Raw genomic sequence first — 16194 nt, 5'->3', positions numbered from 1 at the left:
GATTGAAATTAATCTTTTACAATCCTTGATAAAAGTACGGCGATTTACATGAATCTTTCGTAACCTTAGTTACGCTTTGTTAGATTTTGATAGGCTACTCTTTCTTCAAGTTCCGTTGGGGTCTTTATGTGATCAAAGTAATCGACCGCCTCAGTAGTGCGTGCGAAGAGAAATTCCTTTCCAAGTACATCGATAAGGGCGCTGCTAAAAATAATATCCCGAGTTGGCCCAGTAGCTCTTGCCATATAAAATTGAATATTTTTTTGGTGTAATTCCTCAATTATCCGTACCAACATTTGAGTGGCCGTGGAATCGATATAATTTATAGGTTCCGCATTGAGTATCACGGCTTGTAATCCTGGTCCTTTGGCCTTAATATGTTTGAATAATTGCTTTTTAAAGTAGTCCTTGTTGCCAAAGTACAATTGTGCATCAAAACGAACGATCAGCAGTTCATCACGAACCTCTATTTCGTTGCTAAATCGGTCTATGTTCCGGTAATAATCGGATTCCTTAATCCTGCCCAAAACCGCAAAATGAGGTTTGGAACTCTTATAGACCATAAGTACTAGTGAAAACAATACTCCAATCAAAATACCTTGGGGAATACCTATGAAAAGTGTAATCAAAAAAGTAATGGTCAAAACCATAAACTCGTCCCTGCGATACGTCCAAAGCTCTTTAGGATACGATACATCGATAAGCCCAAAAACCGAAACCATGATGATACTGGCCAGTACCGCATTGGGTAGGTAGTAGAATATTGGTGTTAAAAAAAGGAGGACAATTACAACCAGAACCACACTGAACATGGATGCCAAGTTGGTTTTTGCCCCAGACTCTTGATTTATCGCAGAGCGTGAAAAGCTCGCCGCAATGGGATATGATTGAAAAAATGACGCTACTACATTGGAGGAACCCAAGGCCACCAATTCTTGATTGGCGTCCATGGTTTCCTTTCCACTTTTCCCTTCCAGGGATTTACCGATGGAAATGGTTTCCGTGTAACCTACCAACGCCAGCGTAAGCGCAATAGGCCATAGATCCATGAGGTTATTTAGATCAATCCGGGGTATCTGAAAACTGGGCAACCCCCTAGGAATACGCCCAACAATATGAACACCATAGGGTTCCAATTGCAATGCAAAGACCGCTAAAATCCCCAGTATCACGACCAAGAGAATCCCCGGTATTTTTGGGTTCCATTTTTTAAGTGATAGGATAATCACAATACCAAGACAACCAATGGTAAAATCCAAGAGATTGGTCTCCATTGCTTTTTCCAAAACACGGCCAACCAACTCATGAAAATGGCTACTATTTCCAACCGAAATACCCAGAAGGTGCTTCAATTGGCTAAAAATAATGATAAGAGCCGCGGCCGATGTAAAACCGCTAATTACAGGTTTGGACAAAAAATTCACTAAGAAACCCATACGCAAAAGCCCCAAAATCAATTGAATGGCCCCTACCAAAAAGGCCATAAAGATAGCCATGGCAATGTAGTTCTCCAGACCGGTAATGGAAAGGGCACCCAAACCGGCGGCCACCAGTAAGGAATCCATGGCCACAGGGCCGACGCTCAACTGTCTTGAAGTTCCCAAAAAGACGTATACCAGTACCGGCACCAGGGAAGCATAGAGTCCATAAACTGGTGGCAGGCCCGCAATCATGGCATAGGCCATACCCTGAGGAATTAGAATAATGCCTACCGTAAGTCCGGCCATCAAATCCTTGGCCAGCCAACTCTTATTATAATCAGAAAACCATTGCAAGAACGGGAAGAAGCGTTGCATGAATCAAATGTACCAATAAAAGAACAATGCCCCGGTAACCCATGTTACATGTTAACGATGCATCTTTTTAGTTGATGTTACCACCTACGGGAAGACCACTCGGTACGGACTGGGGAATCTCCTTATCAAAATTATCATCGTTCAAGGTGTTCAAAAAGGAAATAATCAACGACATTTCCTTAACGCTCAATTTCAGTTCGCGAACAAAAGGATCAAAGTCTTCTTTAGGCACGTAAGGATTTCGTTCTTTCCCATTGGCGATGTCCTCATAAAATTCCAGTACGCGTTGTAAACTCTTCAAACTGCCATTGTGCATATAGGGAGCGGTAAAACGAAGATTGCGCAAGGTAGGTGTCCTAAAGGCGAAACTGTCCCCGATTCCTGCATCCGGAGCGGATAATTTCTTGTTTTCCGGAACCCCAAGGACATGGGGTTTGTAATCGGAAAACATAGGGCCGTTATGGCAATTGGCACAACCTACTTTTTGGAACAGCTCAAAACCCTCTTGCTCAGAAATAACAATGGCCTCCCTATCCCCCCGCATGTATTGATCAAAACGGGAATTATTAGTGACCAGGCTACGTTCAAATGCGGCAATGGCCTTTCCTAGATTTTCCGCGGTAATAGCCTCGTTTTCTTCAAAGGCCAGCGCAAACAAGTTTTGGTATTCCGGTATTTGTTTTAAGCGTTCCACGACCAGGTCCAATATTCCTTCTTCAGAATGGCCATGGCCTCGCATTTCCTCAAGGGCTTTAATGGGTTCCAATGCCTGGTTTTCCAAACTTTTTACGCGATCGTCCCAAAACATGGTGGCATTTTTCGGGGTATAGCTATTGAACACATCCATACCGTTAAAAGCGGTGTTAATAATAGTTTGCGCATTGCGTTTTACAAAGGGGATGTCATTGGGAACATTAAACCTGCGTTTACTACCTAATCCATGGGCATTGGCACCCATGGAAATATCTAAAAATTCAGCATATCCTGTATTTGGATGATGGCAAGTGGCACAGGCCACATCCTTATTGCCCGAAAGGATGGGATCGTAAAACAGTAATTTTCCCAATGCTACTTTATCTGGTGTGCTAGGATTGTCCTTAGGTGATTTTATAGTTTCCGGGAGGGCGGCAAACCGAACCACTGCCGTAGGCCTTTCTGAAGACCTTTTCCTTTTTACATTGGAGTCCATACATCCTGAAAAAAGGATTACCCAAATCAAAAAAAACGAACTGAAAACAGCTTTTCTCACATTTATCAATGAAGCATTACCAACGAAAATAGTTAAAAATACCGGAACAAAACCTGAGGATCATCAGGTCTAAAAAACACTGTCTTAACCCGAGATTTTGTCAACAAGAAGGAATCTGATGGTCATAAAATCCTATTTTTTTGGTCTACCAACCATTCATCCTGTCCTACTTCCATGAGTTCATTTGTCAAACAAGTATATACAAAATCAATTAATATGGATATTACACACAATTTACACATTAAGGCCAACCCGGAAAAAATCTATCTGGCCGTTACCACAAAAAACGGGATTAGCGGTTGGTGGTCAAAAGACTGTTCCGTGGGAGAGTCCGAAGGGAAAAACTCTTTGTTGAAATTCGATAAACAGGGGACATTGGTCGAAATGGGTTTTATAACCTTGGAGCTTGTACCCCATGAAAAAGCCGTATGGGAATGTATTTCTATGCCCAATCCAGCATGGATAGGTACTACGATACACACTGAAATAAGAGAATCCGCGAATGGTTGCGATGTTGTTTTCTCCCATAGGGATTTTGATCAAAAGTGGCAGGGACAGGAACCATTTGAGCAGACCAAAGCAACTTGGAATCATTTTATGGACAGTTTGGTATCCTTTTGTGAGAAAGGTAAAGGCCAGCCCTGGTAAGAAAATATAGCTCCCAGCGGGTTAATCCTTTGGGAGCATTTTTTTACATTCCTTGATTTTATCCTGTATAAAGGCAATTTCCTTACGGGAGGGGCCCATAGTCAACGATTTTTCCAAAAAGACCCTTGCTTTTCGATAGTCCTGAAGTTTCATATGGAAGACGCCCTGAGTTACCGGTAACAGGTAGTATCCTTTTAAATCGTCATTTTTAGTAATATTCTCCAAGAGGGAGAGTGATTTTTTCACCCCTTGAAGTTTGCTTTGAATGATAGCCAGGTTTAGTTGGATTATCGGGTTGGGCTTTAATTTTTGCAATAGTAGGTAGTGGTCATGGATAACCTGCCAATCGGTTTCCTTAAAACTTGACGACAGGCAATGTTCCGCTGCAATGCGCGCTTCCACATGATATGCCGAAATACCAGTATCATGAAGCGATTTTTTGAGATATCCCATGCCAATGTGAATCAAATCTTTATTCCAAAGACTTCTATCCTGATCCTCAAATAGGATAATAGTTCCCTTATCATCAATTCGGGCATCGAACCGGGCCGTATGGAAACACATTAGCGCAAGTAAGGCATTCAGTTTATGGTCGTCTTGGTAACGGTCTACCAATAATTTGGCCAATCGAATGGCCTCCAGGCACAATTCCTTTTTGATAACCGATTCTCCATCGGTCGCATTGTATCCCTCATTGAATAATAGGTACAGGCTTAGGCCAACGGTATCCAATTTTTCCATAAGCTCGTTCCCTTGCGGAATGATAAATGGAGTTTCCGCTTTCCTAATTTTTTCCTTTGCCCGATACAGGCGCTTGTTCATCGTAGACTCCGTTGAAAGCAAAGCCTTCGCCACTTCCTTTACACCAAATCCGCAAAGTGTTTTCAATATCAGGGCAATCTGTGATTTTTTGTCCAAAGCGGGGTGACAACAGGTAAAAATCATTCGAAGTTGACTATCCTTAATTTCATCATCCAAAAAAAAGGCATCGATATCTTCTACGGAATTGTGTGACGAAATGTGGATATGATGATGCCTTAACATCATATGCTTTCGTTTTATTTCATTCAACGCCTTCCGTTTTGCCACTTGTACCAGCCAGCCTGTTGGGTTAGCAGGTATCTCCCCTGTACTCCAACTACTCAAGGCGGAAATCAATGTTTCCTGGACCATATCTTCGGCCAGTTGTATGTGCGATGGGCCGAAGAGTTTTGTAAGGGTTGCAAGAAGTTTTCCATACTCCGTTCGAAAAAGGCGCTCTACAATCTGTTTGCTCCGGAAGTCCAAAATCTAGCTCATTTTGGGAAAGGCAATAGGCCGTACCTCAATGGAATATAGACCGAGATGAGGAGAAGAAAGGGCAATTGCATTAGCCTCTTTCTGATTCTTGGCTTGAATCAGAAAAAATCCGGCAATAATTTCCTTGGATTCCAAAAAAGGGCCATCGGTCAAAATCGCATCGTTTTTGGATCGGAGCAAGGCGCCATTTTCTTCCAACCTTTGACCTCCCAAATAGTCTTCTCCCAATTCCCCTACCCATGATTTGTAGTCCTCTAAAATACCTTGTAGTTCGTTTGGAGAGAGGTGGTTCATTCCATCGCCCTTTAGTATCAATAAGAATTCTTGCATGTCGTTTTCCTTTATGACAATCTAATAATTATTTTTAGGACGGGATATCCAATTTTTTGTGCTACAAGAATAATCTAATTGGGAGCCATTATGATGGGTTACTCCGTATCATAATATCGCGTTTGATCTGTTCCAGTTTCTTTACTTCGACTTTTCCGTCGGTCGGTAGCATATTTTGCCAAACCCAATTATAATGTTCAATCACTTTTTCAGCTTCCAAATGTGGTCTCGCCGCGGTTGTGTGTCCATCGGCGACTACGGTGATGGAATAATCCTTTGTCAATGCTGACTGAATGGTAGATTCAACACAAAAATCGGTTGCACAACCCGTAATGAAAAGCTCGTTTATGCTCAATTCATTAAGCTCCGATTGAAGGTTGGATTTGTAAAAAACATCATTTGCATATTTGTCTACCAAAATATCCGTTGGTTCTAGAATCAGCTCATCCAAGTTTTCCCATTCGGTGGAGTTTTTTTCAAATTCCCCGGTTCCCGTGCCATTATGTTGAATACAAAACACAGGAAAATGTAAAGTTCTAAACAGCGTGGCCATTTCATTTATGCGTTTAACTACACCATCCATATCAAAGCGGGGGGTTCTCGGAGTAAAAGAACCCTTTTGCATATCAATTATTAATAGTGCTGTTTTGTTTTCCATTTTTGGCCTTTACCGGTACATAGATACGCCATAGCTTGTTTATTCAAACCCATTATTGGTAGTTCACCCCTTCATCAAATCGCAAGAATCAATCGTTCAACTTCCCTAAAAAGACATTCACTTTGGGGTTCATCGGATTACCCGCAAGGCGGCGAAGTGTTGCAATCTGCCCGGCATGCCAAACGGCATCCTCAATGGGTCCATTAATCTGATTCCAAATTGGAAATTCAGAGGTGCCTTTGGACCGTACGAAAATGACTTTGTGTTCGGTCAGGTCCTCCGTTGTTTTAAACAGGAAACTGGCCTCAGCCAAATATTCCAAAGTCTTTTTTCGTTTTTCATCATTATTCATCAATGGTTGCTTCTCGGAGAAATCGCGAGGTCGTTTTTGGGCCGATCGTAAAATGGTCAATGAAAGATTGTACACATGGTCTATGGTTTCAGCAATGGTACGACCGCCATTATCCGGTTGATGGTCCAATTCGTTTGTGGTAAGTCCCTCTGTGGCCCAATAGTAGCGAAAGCCGAGACCATCTATCATCCTGGAGACTACTGTGCCGGGGGTGACAATTTTAGGTGCTTTAGGGATTGTCGCATAAGGAACGGAATCATTCATGGTATTCTGGGCGTTTAGAGAGATAGAAACGAAGGCGAGAAGCAAAATCAAGGTTTTTTTCATGGAAGAGCCGATAGTATTTAGGAGCTAAACTTAGAGATTGTTTTAGAAAATGTCAATTTTTATTTCCTGACCATGAGAAGGCGTTAGTTTGAATACAATTTTCCAACCCTTCCGTCTTCCCGACTTTTGTTGGGAAGTCACCTTCCCTTTTCTAAGGGAAGGAGCAAAACGTATGGCTGTGGCAAGTCGTAAATAAAAAAATTCTTGAAATCCACTATCCCCTAGGCAAGCCATAGGGGTATTCCGCCGATTTCATCCCGATTACCATCGGGAACCGAAATTTTATATTTTGCCCCTCCCGGAATTGCGCAAAGGCAATTCCGACCTCCCCAAGGGGAGGTGTGATCGGGAACCCCGAGGCAAAGCCATCGGGGAATTATACAGATTAAAGCTCCAGCACTTTGATCTGATTGCGATGCATCTCGATCTTACCTTCCTTTTCCAGTTTTTTCAACAATCGGGAAATGACCACCCTAGAGGTATTCAGGTCATAAGCAATTTCCTGATGGGTTGTTGAGATAACCTCATCATGGTTTACTTTGGCCTTATCCCGTAAATGTTTTAGCAGTCGTTCATCCATTCGCATAAAAGCCAGGGTATCTACGGTTTCCAGAAGCTCCTTGACCCGTATATGGTAACTCTCCAAGATAAACTCCCGCCAACTTTGGTATTTGGCCATCCAGATTTCCAATTGCTCCACGGGAATCATAAAAAGCTCTGTATCCGTTTCGGCCACGGCACGAATCTCGCTTGTATTCTTACCCATACAACAGGAAAAAGTTAGGGTACAGGTATCCCCTCTTTCGATATAATAAAGCACCAACTCGTCCCCTTTATCATCTTCCCGAAGTATCTTAATGGCGCCATTGAGCAGCAATGGCATATGGGTAATGGGTTGGCCGATGTCCATCAAAAGCTCCCCTTCTTCTACTTTCTTAAAAATGGCCACATCGCTAATCTCTTGGAGCAATGCTGCCTCAAAAAGGTAATCATAGTTTTGTTGTAAAGCTTCGTTGATCATATGGGAATTATGGATATGCTGAATTCTTTTTTATCGCTATTCAATTGTTGAAAGCCTTGCTGTAAATTTTTCTGATCAACGGCATAGGGGTAAAACGTAATCGGTTCTATGCAAACCATATTTGGGACTTCGGTCCATAACATAAAATGTCCAAAACCATGGGTCTTAATGAGCAATTCCCTTTCGTCCTTTAGCAGGATTTCGTTACAATCAGGAACTTGTAATGCCCTACTTCCCACAGCCAGGACATCTGGAAGCGTTATTACTTTGAATCCTATGTTGATTGTTGGATTTTTTGTGTGCAATTTAAAAGCCGGGTGATAGCCCAACATATATGGCATATCTTCATCACCAGAAATTGTAAACGTGATTTCCAGCCCCATGCCGGTAAGCTCAAAGTGCTTCTTGAATCGGAAATCGAATGGCCAAGACAACTCCGCTTCAGTAGATTTTTTCGGGTATTTTGAATTCTTGATGGTTGTACCCGCAATGTATTCTTTTTGGAACATCGCTTTGGTATCGGATTGGGAACGAAGTCTATATTCCATTTCCCGAAGCAATCCGTGTTGGTCTTGGACGGCTTCTCCCAGAGGTGTGGTTACCTTAAAATCGGCTTCAGCCGTTGGCCCGATTATCGGGAACATTTCGGTATCTGAACTGCGCCAACCGGGACTTCCTTTTTGATGAATGAATTCATGTCCATCTACCTGATAGCCCACAAGTTCCCCAGCATCGATTTTGACCCTTTGATTTTCGAATTGTAACTGAATCATGGTCACTGGTTTATTAGCCTATGAATTAAAATCGCGGTACGCTTGGTCAAGGCCTCGATCGTGTTAAGGTTTACCGTTTCTTCGGGCGTATGTGCTCCGGAACCCATGGTACCCAATCCATCCAAACAATCCACATATTCGGCTACAAAAGAGGTATCGGCTGCACCACGTTTACCGGGATCATAAGCCAAAACTTCACCTTGACCCAAATCCAAGCTAACTTGGTTCAATTGCTGCAACAGTTTTTGGTTCCCTTCGGTAGGTTCCATGGCCGGATAGCTATCGGTAAAACTAATTTCCGCCGCAGTTTTTGGTAGGTGGTCCGCCACGATTTCACGCATTTTATTCCGTGCTCTTTCCTTTTGTTCCTCGGACATAAATCGGAGCCCACCTCTTACCAATGCGGTTTGAGGAACCACATTGGTTTTGCCAAATGCCTCACCTTTTCCAGTTTTTATATCGTAATCTATAAAGGTGCCGCCCAATAGCACGCCTGGATTAAAGGTAAGGTACTGTTCCCCTTTCACTTCTTTATAAAATCCGTTTAGGATACGGGACATTTCAAAAATGGCTCCCGCCCCGGTCCTTTCACTAAAAACACCAGAGGAATGGGCCCTTTTGCCTGTAGCCTTCAACTCCCAGCCCGAAGCTCCCCTACGGGCCACGGTAGCGAAGTTGAATCCCGTAGAAGTTTCAAATCCCAAGGCGATATCACTGCGCTTTGCGGCCTCGATCAAATCCTTTCGACTGATTTCCAAAGGTTTTCCCGTACTTTCCTCATCACCGGTAAACGCCACAATTATCTGGGCATCGTTCAACAACCCATTCTCCTGTAAAGCCTTAAGGGCATAAAGAACAATTATGTTTCCTCCCTTCATATCGTTACCGCCCGGTGCATGGGCAATGCTATCGTTGACCATTTTGAACAGCTGAAAGGGACTATCCTCCTCGAAAACCGTATCCAGATGACCTATTAAAAGTAATTTTTTGCCCTTGTTTCCCGAAGTTTCCGCGAATAAGTGTCCGGCACGGTTCATCTCGTCCGGCATGGAAATCCAAGTGGTCTTAAAGCCCAGGGCATCAAATTCATTTTGAAAAACCTCGCCTACCTTTTGTACGCCTTCCAAGTTTAGGGTGCCACTATTGATGTTGACCACTTTTTCCAAAAAATCGATAGCAGCAGAATTGTTGCTTTCTACGGAGGCAACAATCTTTCTTTCAGGTCTTTTGAGCTTTTGGGATTGCAGGGCAAGACTCAAAAATCCCAGTACCAATATGGGGAAATAATCTCTAATTTTCATACAATGGGTTTGTTACTCAAGATACCAAAACTAATCCAGAAACCCCTGCTTGCGCATCCATTCGTCATTGAACATTTTGGCTACATATCGACTTCCGTGGTCATGGAAAAGAACTACTACCACATCGTCCTTCCTAAAATGTTCCTTAAGCTGAAGGACGCCCTTAATGGCCGCGCCTGCCGAGTTACCTAGAAACATACCCTCTTCACGGGCCAAGCGTTGTGTATATACGGCGGCATCCTTATCGGTTACCTTGGTAAAACCGTCAATAATATTGAAATCCACATTTTTAGGTAAGATATCCTCGCCGATACCTTCAGTGATATACGGATAGATTTCATTTTTATCGAAAATACCGGTTTCATGATATTTTTTAAAAACAGAACCGTAGGTATCCACGCCCCAGACCTTGATATTGGGATTTTTGGATTTTAGATATCTACCCACCCCGGAAATGGTTCCTCCCGTCCCTACGCCCACCACAAAATGAGTAACCGTTCCTTGGGTCTGTTCCCAAATCTCCGGACCGGTACTTTCAAAATGCGCCTTGCTATTGGATGGATTATCATATTGGTTTACGTACCAGGCATTAGGAATTTCCTGGGCCAATCTTCTAGCTGTTGAATAATAGCTTTTAGGGTCGTCCGGTTCTACATCCGTAGGGCAGACATGCACTTCACTTCCCATAGCCTTTAGTATATCCACTTTTTCCTTGGACTGCTTGTCCGTAGTAACACATATAAGCTTATATCCCTTAACGGTTGCGGCCAAAGCTAACCCCATTCCGGTATTGCCGGATGTGCCTTCAACAATTGTACCCCCCGGTTTCAGGAGTCCGTTAGATTCCGCATCTTCTATCATTTTAAGGGCCATCCTATCTTTAACGGAATTCCCGGGATTAAAAGTTTCGTACTTGGCCAATACCAGACAAGGTAGTTCGGCGGTGAGTCTATTGATCTTTACCAAAGGGGTATTGCCTATAGTATCGAGTATACTTTTTGCGTATTCCATGCGGGGCCAAAGATAAGCAGAACCTATTCAAGCTCAAACTCAAATATGAAGTTCAAGCTCAAATTCAAGTTCGAGTTCAGGGTCAATCCAAAGAAGTATCAAGTCGACCCTTAAAACTTGCAACTATTCGAACTGTATGGCCTTTACTGGAGTAATTCTTGTAATGGCGTAGGAGGGCAGTAAAAGCATTAAAAGGCACAATATCAACACTCCCACGTTCAAAATGAGTATGGTAGGTAAATCTATAGACACGGGTATGTATTCTATGTAGTATTCTTCCGGATTGGGGAATTTGAAAATCATAAATTTCTGCTGTAACCATAACAGAATCAACCCAATGGCATTTCCCCAAAATAGACCTACTGCTATCAAATAGGCCGCATTATACAGAAAAACTTTTCGAATACTCCAATTTGGAGATCCCAAAGCCTTTAAAATGCCTATCATTTGGATACGTTCCAGAATTAAGACCAATAGTGCCGTAATCATGTTAATACCACCTACAATGACCATAATGCCTATAATAAGGGCGATATTAAAATCGAAAAGACCGATCCATTCAAAAATCTTAAAATATTTACTGGTAATGGTCTGGGTATCCAGATTCGAAAGCGTCTTCCCATATATTTCACTGGCCTTCGCGTCAATATCGTCAAAACTATCCAGAAAAATCTCAAAATTCCCCACTTGGTTTTCCGTCCATTTGTTCATTCGTTGAATATGGCGGATATCCACAAAAATGTACTTACTATCGATTTCCTCAAAACCGCTGTCGTAAATGCCGGTTATCTTAAACCTACGTTGATTCGGAGTTTTGGAGGCATCCCCGTCCTTTAAGAAAAAAGCGAAAAAAGAATCCCCTACCTTAAACCGCAATCGACTGGCCATTCGGAGCGAAAGCAATACCTCATCGTTCAGTTTGCCTGTATAATCCGGTAATTGCCCATCAACGAGGTATTCTTTAAAAACATCCCAATTGTAATCTTCGCCCACCCCTTTGGCAATAATGCCTTCAAAAGTTTCCTCTGTACGTATGATTCCTCCTTTACTGGCCACTGCCTGTATATGGGAAATTCCTTCTACCGATTTAAACTCGGGATAGAAATCCTGTTCCAAGGAAACAGGGACAACAGATACCTCGGAGTTGTTATTGTCGTAGTTATATATCTGGACATGCCCGTTGAAAGCAGAGACCTTCTCGCGGATTTTTTCCTTAAGGCCCTGACCTGTTGCAATGGCGATCAGCATCATAAGGATGCCCAATGCAATTGCAGCTATTGCTATTTTTATTATCGGTGCGGAAATACTAACTTTATGTTCCTTACCGGTAATGAGCCTTTTGGCAATGAAATATTCAAAATTCAAAAGATGGTGATTTTCTCCAATCTCAAAAATACAGTTTTATTGTGGTTTTTGATTGTATCGGCCTGCGGAAACGTGGACAAATCCCAGAAGCCCACATCGGATGAAACAGATTTGAAAAATGCATCCGATCAAATACTTCCGGTTGTGGTCGGAGCGAACAGGACGGAAAAATACCTCCCAATGTTGCAAGGAAAAAAAGTGGCTGTTGTTGCCAATCAGACCAGTGTGCTGTTTAAAGGGACAGCAGACAAAACAACGAAATCCCATGTTCATTTGGTAGATTCTTTACTTGCGCTCGGAATCCAGATCCAAAAGGTCTTTGCTCCAGAACATGGTTTTCGGGGCCAGGCCGATGCCGGAGAAAAGGTAAAGGACGGTACGGATACCAAAACGGGACTGCCCTTGATTTCGCTTTATGGCAAAAACCGAAAACCTTCTCCGGAACATCTCGAAAACTTGGATGTTATCCTTTTTGACATTCAAGACGTGGGGGTACGATTTTATACTTACATTGCCACGTTACAGTTGGTCATGGAAGCCTGCGCGGAGAATGGTATTCCCATAATCGTATTGGATAGGCCCAATCCCAATGGACACTATGTAGATGGTCCTACTATGGAATCAGCTCATACAGGGTTTCTCGGGATGACTGAAATCCCTTTGGTCTACGGTATGAGCATTGGCGAATATTCAAAAATGATCAATGAGGAGGGATGGCTCAATGATAGTATACAAGCGGATCTTACCGTTATTCCCCTGGAAAACTATACCCACCAGACGACATATAGTCTTCCCATCCGACCCTCTCCCAATTTACCCAATGACACGGCCATTAATCTTTATCCCAGTCTTGGACTTTTTGAAGGTACCAACATTAATGCCGGAAGGGGAACGGAATTTCAATTTCAACGCTACGGCGCCTCTTTTTTAGACAAGTCACAATACAGCTTCAAATATTGGCCTCGACCTAATTTCGGTTCCAAAAACCCCAAAGAAAATGGAGAAGTTTGCTACGGGAAGGACTTGTCCCAACAGCCTAAAATGAGCGAGGTCTCCTTACAATGGTTATTGGATGCCTATATGAATGCCGAAGATAAGGACAAAGTGTTCAATACAAACGGCTTTACCAGACATGCAGGTACTGAAAAATTGCAACAGCAAATCGAAGCCGGACGCACCGAGGAGGAAATAAAGGTAAATTGGCAACCAGATTTGGAGAAATTCAAAAAAATCAGGGAGAAGTATCTCCTCTACGAATAACGCTTTTTATCCTTTGGAACATATTCATTTCTAAGTGAAGGGTTATTCGATCAAAAGAAAGTTCTTCATTCTGATTTTTGTCCTTTGGTCATTTCAATTCATTTATACTGTTTGCATTTTTATCCCAAATAATAATTTTTCCTTCTTTACTTGAAGTTACTATGTATTTCCCATCTGGACTCCAATCTATGCCCCACAAATAATCTTCAGTCGATTTTGATCTGGATAGCAATTCGCCTCCTTTGGACCACACGCTTAGAGCATCACTCGCAGTTGCCAATTTTTCACCATCGGGATGTCACCTTATATTTCTATATTCCACCGTACTCCCCTTAATTTCATTGCGTTTGGTGCCCTCCATATTCCAGAATTGCACCATTTTATCTTTTGCATTTTTTAAATCACCATAGTCTCCAACAACAAAGAAATCACCGGACACGTGCCATTCCACACATAGTAAAAAAGCTTCTTCCAATCTAGGCCAAAAGGTCTTGATGGTATCTCCTAAGTGACTGTAGATTCCTATCTGCGAACCTACGGTTACCATGATGTTTTTTGATGGGTGCCAATCCAGCCCCGCCACCGCTTTGGGATCCGCTAAAAATCTGCTTACAAGCGTACCGTCAATCTTATAAACGGACACAGCAGCTTCAAACTCGGAGACGGCCAAAAGATTTCCGGTATAATTCCAGTCCAAACCGCGAAAACTGGATTCTATGCCTTGTAAATCGATCCATACCTCTTTATCAAGGTCAAGTATTCTTGCCTTTATGGTTCTGCTCTGGGTTATTATGGCCAGCATATTTTTAAAAGGATGCCATTTTATCCTGCTAAGTTGTACCGCTTTTACCGGATAGGTTTTTATTAACTCAAATGTTTTTCCATCAAATAGTTGTAGTACATCCTGATTGCCTCCGGCAGCTATATATTTGCCATTGGGACTCCAGGCTACGGTCCATATGGTTTTCTTATCTTCCGTTTGTTGGTAAGCCTTATTCCATGTTAAAATCAGTATCAAGAATAAAAACCAGGTTTTTACATTGGCTTCAATCATATCGATTTTATTTATCTGATTTAAGGGCAACGGTAACCTCAAACTCAATGGCATCAGAAATGATATCATCCTTTAGGCCATGCAAAAGACTTTTGGATTCATAGTTTACGTTCCACCGTGTTCTGTCTATGATGAATTGGGATTTCATTATCAGTTGTTCACCACTTTGATCCAAAGTGGATGAATAGTTTATCGGTTGCGTTATTCCCTTAATCGTTAGACGAGCCTCTATATCCAGATTGCTATGGTCTTTATAGGTTATTTTAAGAATTTCCAATCGGGACTTTGGGTATTTTTCGACGTCAAAAAAATCTTCGTTTTTTAGGTGTCCTACAAGCATTTCATTGTATTTACCATCCGTGTTTCTTATGGTATTCATATCAATTTCAAAGTCACCCCCGATTATGGAATCTTTTTTCAGAACAAGGTTACCCTTTTCAAATTTTACCGTCCCAAAATGTTTGTTGAATTTGAAAAGGTTGGAACCTGTCCATTTTATGATGCTGTTGGTAGTATCCACATGAAATCTTTTTTGGGCATTGAGCACTGAAACAAAGCCCATGGCAATTAATAGGAAAACAACTTTTTTCATTTTATGTATTTTCGGATAAAACTAGGGGGGACACCATCAAACAAGGTGAAAAAAGTGTAAAAGAAGTGTAAAAAACTGCAACTTTTTACTTGGCAATTGTGCCGAAGTAGGTCAATTATTTTTTTATACCCTTTTTTGCCTATAACTTAGTTGACCCCATAAGGATAAATGGAGCGGCAACATGATACAAAACGGCAGTCACTATTAAAAACCCTCAAAAATTAAGGATGTGAGAATACTAAAGATTCTTTTTCCAATATTGCTTTTGGTATCATTGTCCTTTACCTTGGTCGGATATATTTCCCATGATGAAAAGGAGCATTTTCCGGAGCTGACGAAAATCGCGTTACGAGATTCCGGTAATAGACTTTTATTGGCCGACCATGATTCCACCTCATTGGTATTGCCTGTAGTGAAGTTGAATCAAAACCTATTTGAGCTGTCCTTTCAAACACCTTTATCCATATTGCCGGATAGTTTGGTAAGTATCCTAAGTAAAAGCTTCCAGGTTTCCAATTTGCCGAAAGACTATATTGTAGAGGTTATTGATTGTGACAGCAAACAAGTAGCCTATAGTTATCAAATATCCAAGAACGTAGAAAAGAACCTTATTCCCTGTATAGGTCGTAAACTTCCATCCAATTGCTATAAAATACACGTGCTCTTTACGGACCAAAAATCAGGTTTATCCTCTTATAAGACCTATTCATTGCTTTCCTTTGTCCTTATCGGTTTTCTAAGTTTGGGATTATTCCGCAGCAAGAAGGAAAAAGGTAAAGGTTCGGTCCGGGAGGTGTCACATCATTCTAAAATCGGCGCCTTTACCTTTTATGAAAACCAAAATATATTGGTAAGGGACAATCTGACCATACAACTAACTTCCAAAGAATGTGAGCTCCTCAAAATACTCAACAAAAATCAAAATCAAGTGGTAAAAAGGGACTTGCTCATAAAAGAGGTATGGGAAGATAACGGTGTTTTCGTTGGACGGAGCCTTGACACCTTTATTTCCAAAATCAGGAAAAAGCTAAAGGATGATGATACCCTAAAAATTGTCAATGTCCACGGTGTAGGATACAAACTTGAAGTATCCTAATAATCCCGAACCCCAAACATTAGGAATCCTGAAAAAGGCGATTCCTTACCTACCTTTTTAGT

Annotated in this window: 17 protein-coding genes; 3 read left to right on the top strand and 14 right to left on the bottom strand. The window is 41.8% G+C overall.

The annotated features are described in order from the left end of the window. Positions 1-65 precede the first annotated feature (65 nt). Positions 66-1796 (bottom strand): SulP family inorganic anion transporter, encoded by a 1731-nt coding sequence (locus D7Z94_RS15830; RefSeq protein ID WP_120712556.1) that lies wholly within the window; start codon positions 1794-1796, stop codon positions 66-68. 67 nt (positions 1797-1863) lie between these two features. Continuing rightward, positions 1864-3045, bottom strand: coding sequence for a cytochrome-c peroxidase (locus D7Z94_RS15825; protein WP_245967222.1), 1182 nt, complete (start codon positions 3043-3045; stop codon positions 1864-1866). Positions 3046-3261: 216 nt separating this feature from the next. On the opposite strand from D7Z94_RS15825, the gene D7Z94_RS15820 reads away from it, so the two are divergent. After that, positions 3262-3693 carry an SRPBCC family protein gene (locus tag D7Z94_RS15820; protein ID WP_158594655.1) on the top strand — a complete coding sequence of 144 codons (432 nt, stop codon included), beginning with the start codon at positions 3262-3264 and terminating at the stop codon, positions 3691-3693. A 21-nt stretch (positions 3694-3714) separates the two neighbouring features. On the opposite strand, the gene D7Z94_RS15815 is transcribed toward D7Z94_RS15820, so the two are convergent. The 9 genes from D7Z94_RS15815 to D7Z94_RS15770 all read right to left on the bottom strand — a co-directional run bounded on the left by D7Z94_RS15815 (position 3715) and on the right by D7Z94_RS15770 (position 12130). Continuing rightward, a complete protein-coding gene (locus D7Z94_RS15815; RefSeq protein ID WP_158594654.1) occupies positions 3715-4980 on the bottom strand; it encodes an RNA polymerase sigma factor in 1266 nt (421 codons plus the stop codon). 3 nt (positions 4981-4983) lie between these two features. Further along, the gene (locus D7Z94_RS15810) at positions 4984-5322 is read right to left on the bottom strand and encodes a YciI family protein (protein WP_120712552.1); all 339 of its coding nucleotides are present in this window, start codon (positions 5320-5322) and stop codon (positions 4984-4986) included. Between the two features lie 88 nt (positions 5323-5410). Beyond that, positions 5411-5980, bottom strand: a complete 570-nt coding sequence (locus tag D7Z94_RS15805; RefSeq protein WP_120712551.1) for an isochorismatase family protein — start codon at positions 5978-5980, stop codon at positions 5411-5413. A gap of 88 nt (positions 5981-6068) precedes the next feature. Beyond that, positions 6069-6659 carry a DinB family protein gene (locus tag D7Z94_RS15800; RefSeq protein WP_120712550.1) on the bottom strand — a complete coding sequence of 197 codons (591 nt, stop codon included), beginning with the start codon at positions 6657-6659 and terminating at the stop codon, positions 6069-6071. Positions 6660-7044: 385 nt separating this feature from the next. Beyond that, entirely contained in the window at positions 7045-7680 is a 636-nt protein-coding gene (locus D7Z94_RS15790; RefSeq protein ID WP_120712548.1) for a Crp/Fnr family transcriptional regulator, read from the bottom strand. Then, positions 7677-8453, bottom strand: a complete 777-nt coding sequence (locus D7Z94_RS15785; protein WP_120712547.1) for an aldose 1-epimerase — start codon at positions 8451-8453, stop codon at positions 7677-7679. The genes D7Z94_RS15790 and D7Z94_RS15785 overlap by 4 nt, the downstream gene beginning before the upstream one ends. A 2-nt stretch (positions 8454-8455) precedes the next feature. Next, on the bottom strand, positions 8456-9754 hold the full coding sequence (locus D7Z94_RS15780) for a M20/M25/M40 family metallo-hydrolase (RefSeq protein WP_120712546.1): 1299 nt from the start codon (positions 9752-9754) through the stop codon (positions 8456-8458). A 30-nt stretch (positions 9755-9784) separates the two neighbouring features. Then, positions 9785-10765 carry a PLP-dependent cysteine synthase family protein gene (locus D7Z94_RS15775; RefSeq protein WP_120712545.1) on the bottom strand — a complete coding sequence of 327 codons (981 nt, stop codon included), beginning with the start codon at positions 10763-10765 and terminating at the stop codon, positions 9785-9787. Between the two features lie 123 nt (positions 10766-10888). Continuing rightward, positions 10889-12130, bottom strand: coding sequence for an ABC transporter permease (locus D7Z94_RS15770; RefSeq protein ID WP_120712544.1), 1242 nt, complete (start codon positions 12128-12130; stop codon positions 10889-10891). 3 nt (positions 12131-12133) lie between these two features. Between D7Z94_RS15770 and D7Z94_RS15765 the strand changes: the two genes are divergently transcribed. Continuing rightward, positions 12134-13390 (top strand): exo-beta-N-acetylmuramidase NamZ family protein, encoded by a 1257-nt coding sequence (locus D7Z94_RS15765; protein WP_120713166.1) that lies wholly within the window; start codon positions 12134-12136, stop codon positions 13388-13390. Positions 13391-13478: 88 nt separating this feature from the next. Here the strand turns inward: D7Z94_RS15765 and D7Z94_RS26230 are convergent, their stop codons facing one another. Genes D7Z94_RS26230 through D7Z94_RS15755 form a run of 3 tightly spaced genes read right to left on the bottom strand, consistent with a single transcriptional unit; the run spans position 13479 to position 15036 of the window. Next, entirely contained in the window at positions 13479-13643 is a 165-nt protein-coding gene (locus tag D7Z94_RS26230) for a hypothetical protein (protein ID WP_394347447.1), read from the bottom strand. A 45-nt stretch (positions 13644-13688) separates the two neighbouring features. Continuing rightward, on the bottom strand, positions 13689-14444 hold the full coding sequence (locus D7Z94_RS15760; RefSeq protein ID WP_158594653.1) for a WD40 repeat domain-containing protein: 756 nt from the start codon (positions 14442-14444) through the stop codon (positions 13689-13691). Positions 14445-14451: 7 nt separating this feature from the next. Beyond that, positions 14452-15036 (bottom strand): YceI family protein, encoded by a 585-nt coding sequence (locus D7Z94_RS15755; protein ID WP_120712542.1) that lies wholly within the window; start codon positions 15034-15036, stop codon positions 14452-14454. 229 nt (positions 15037-15265) lie between these two features. On the opposite strand from D7Z94_RS15755, the gene D7Z94_RS15750 reads away from it, so the two are divergent. Then, entirely contained in the window at positions 15266-16132 is an 867-nt protein-coding gene (locus D7Z94_RS15750) for a helix-turn-helix domain-containing protein (RefSeq protein ID WP_245967221.1), read from the top strand. Positions 16133-16194 lie beyond the last annotated feature (62 nt).

Origin of the sequence: Ulvibacterium marinum, from assembly GCF_003626755.1 — a bacterium.
GTDB classification, from domain to species: Bacteria; Bacteroidota; Bacteroidia; order Flavobacteriales; family Flavobacteriaceae; genus Ulvibacterium; species Ulvibacterium marinum.
This window is presented reverse-complemented; position numbering and strand designations above follow the sequence as displayed.

What these genes read in the sequence shown, in the direction of transcription:
- D7Z94_RS15780 (WP_120712546.1), bottom strand. Translation starts at nt 9,754, where the DNA reads ATGAAAATTAGAGATTATTTCCCCATATTGGTACTGGGATTTTTGAGT.
- D7Z94_RS15760 (WP_158594653.1), bottom strand. Translation starts at nt 14,444, where the DNA reads ATGATTGAAGCCAATGTAAAAACCTGGTTTTTATTCTTGATACTGATT.
- D7Z94_RS15805 (WP_120712551.1), bottom strand. Translation starts at nt 5,980, where the DNA reads ATGGAAAACAAAACAGCACTATTAATAATTGATATGCAAAAGGGTTCT.
- D7Z94_RS15785 (WP_120712547.1), bottom strand. Translation starts at nt 8,453, where the DNA reads ATGATTCAGTTACAATTCGAAAATCAAAGGGTCAAAATCGATGCTGGG.
- D7Z94_RS15755 (WP_120712542.1), bottom strand. Translation starts at nt 15,036, where the DNA reads ATGAAAAAAGTTGTTTTCCTATTAATTGCCATGGGCTTTGTTTCAGTG.
- D7Z94_RS15820 (WP_158594655.1), top strand. Translation starts at nt 3,262, where the DNA reads ATGGATATTACACACAATTTACACATTAAGGCCAACCCGGAAAAAATC.
- D7Z94_RS15765 (WP_120713166.1), top strand. Translation starts at nt 12,134, where the DNA reads ATGGTGATTTTCTCCAATCTCAAAAATACAGTTTTATTGTGGTTTTTG.
- D7Z94_RS15830 (WP_120712556.1), bottom strand. Translation starts at nt 1,796, where the DNA reads ATGCAACGCTTCTTCCCGTTCTTGCAATGGTTTTCTGATTATAATAAG.
- D7Z94_RS15775 (WP_120712545.1), bottom strand. Translation starts at nt 10,765, where the DNA reads ATGGAATACGCAAAAAGTATACTCGATACTATAGGCAATACCCCTTTG.
- D7Z94_RS15810 (WP_120712552.1), bottom strand. Translation starts at nt 5,322, where the DNA reads ATGCAAGAATTCTTATTGATACTAAAGGGCGATGGAATGAACCACCTC.
- D7Z94_RS15790 (WP_120712548.1), bottom strand. Translation starts at nt 7,680, where the DNA reads ATGATCAACGAAGCTTTACAACAAAACTATGATTACCTTTTTGAGGCA.
- D7Z94_RS15800 (WP_120712550.1), bottom strand. Translation starts at nt 6,659, where the DNA reads ATGAAAAAAACCTTGATTTTGCTTCTCGCCTTCGTTTCTATCTCTCTA.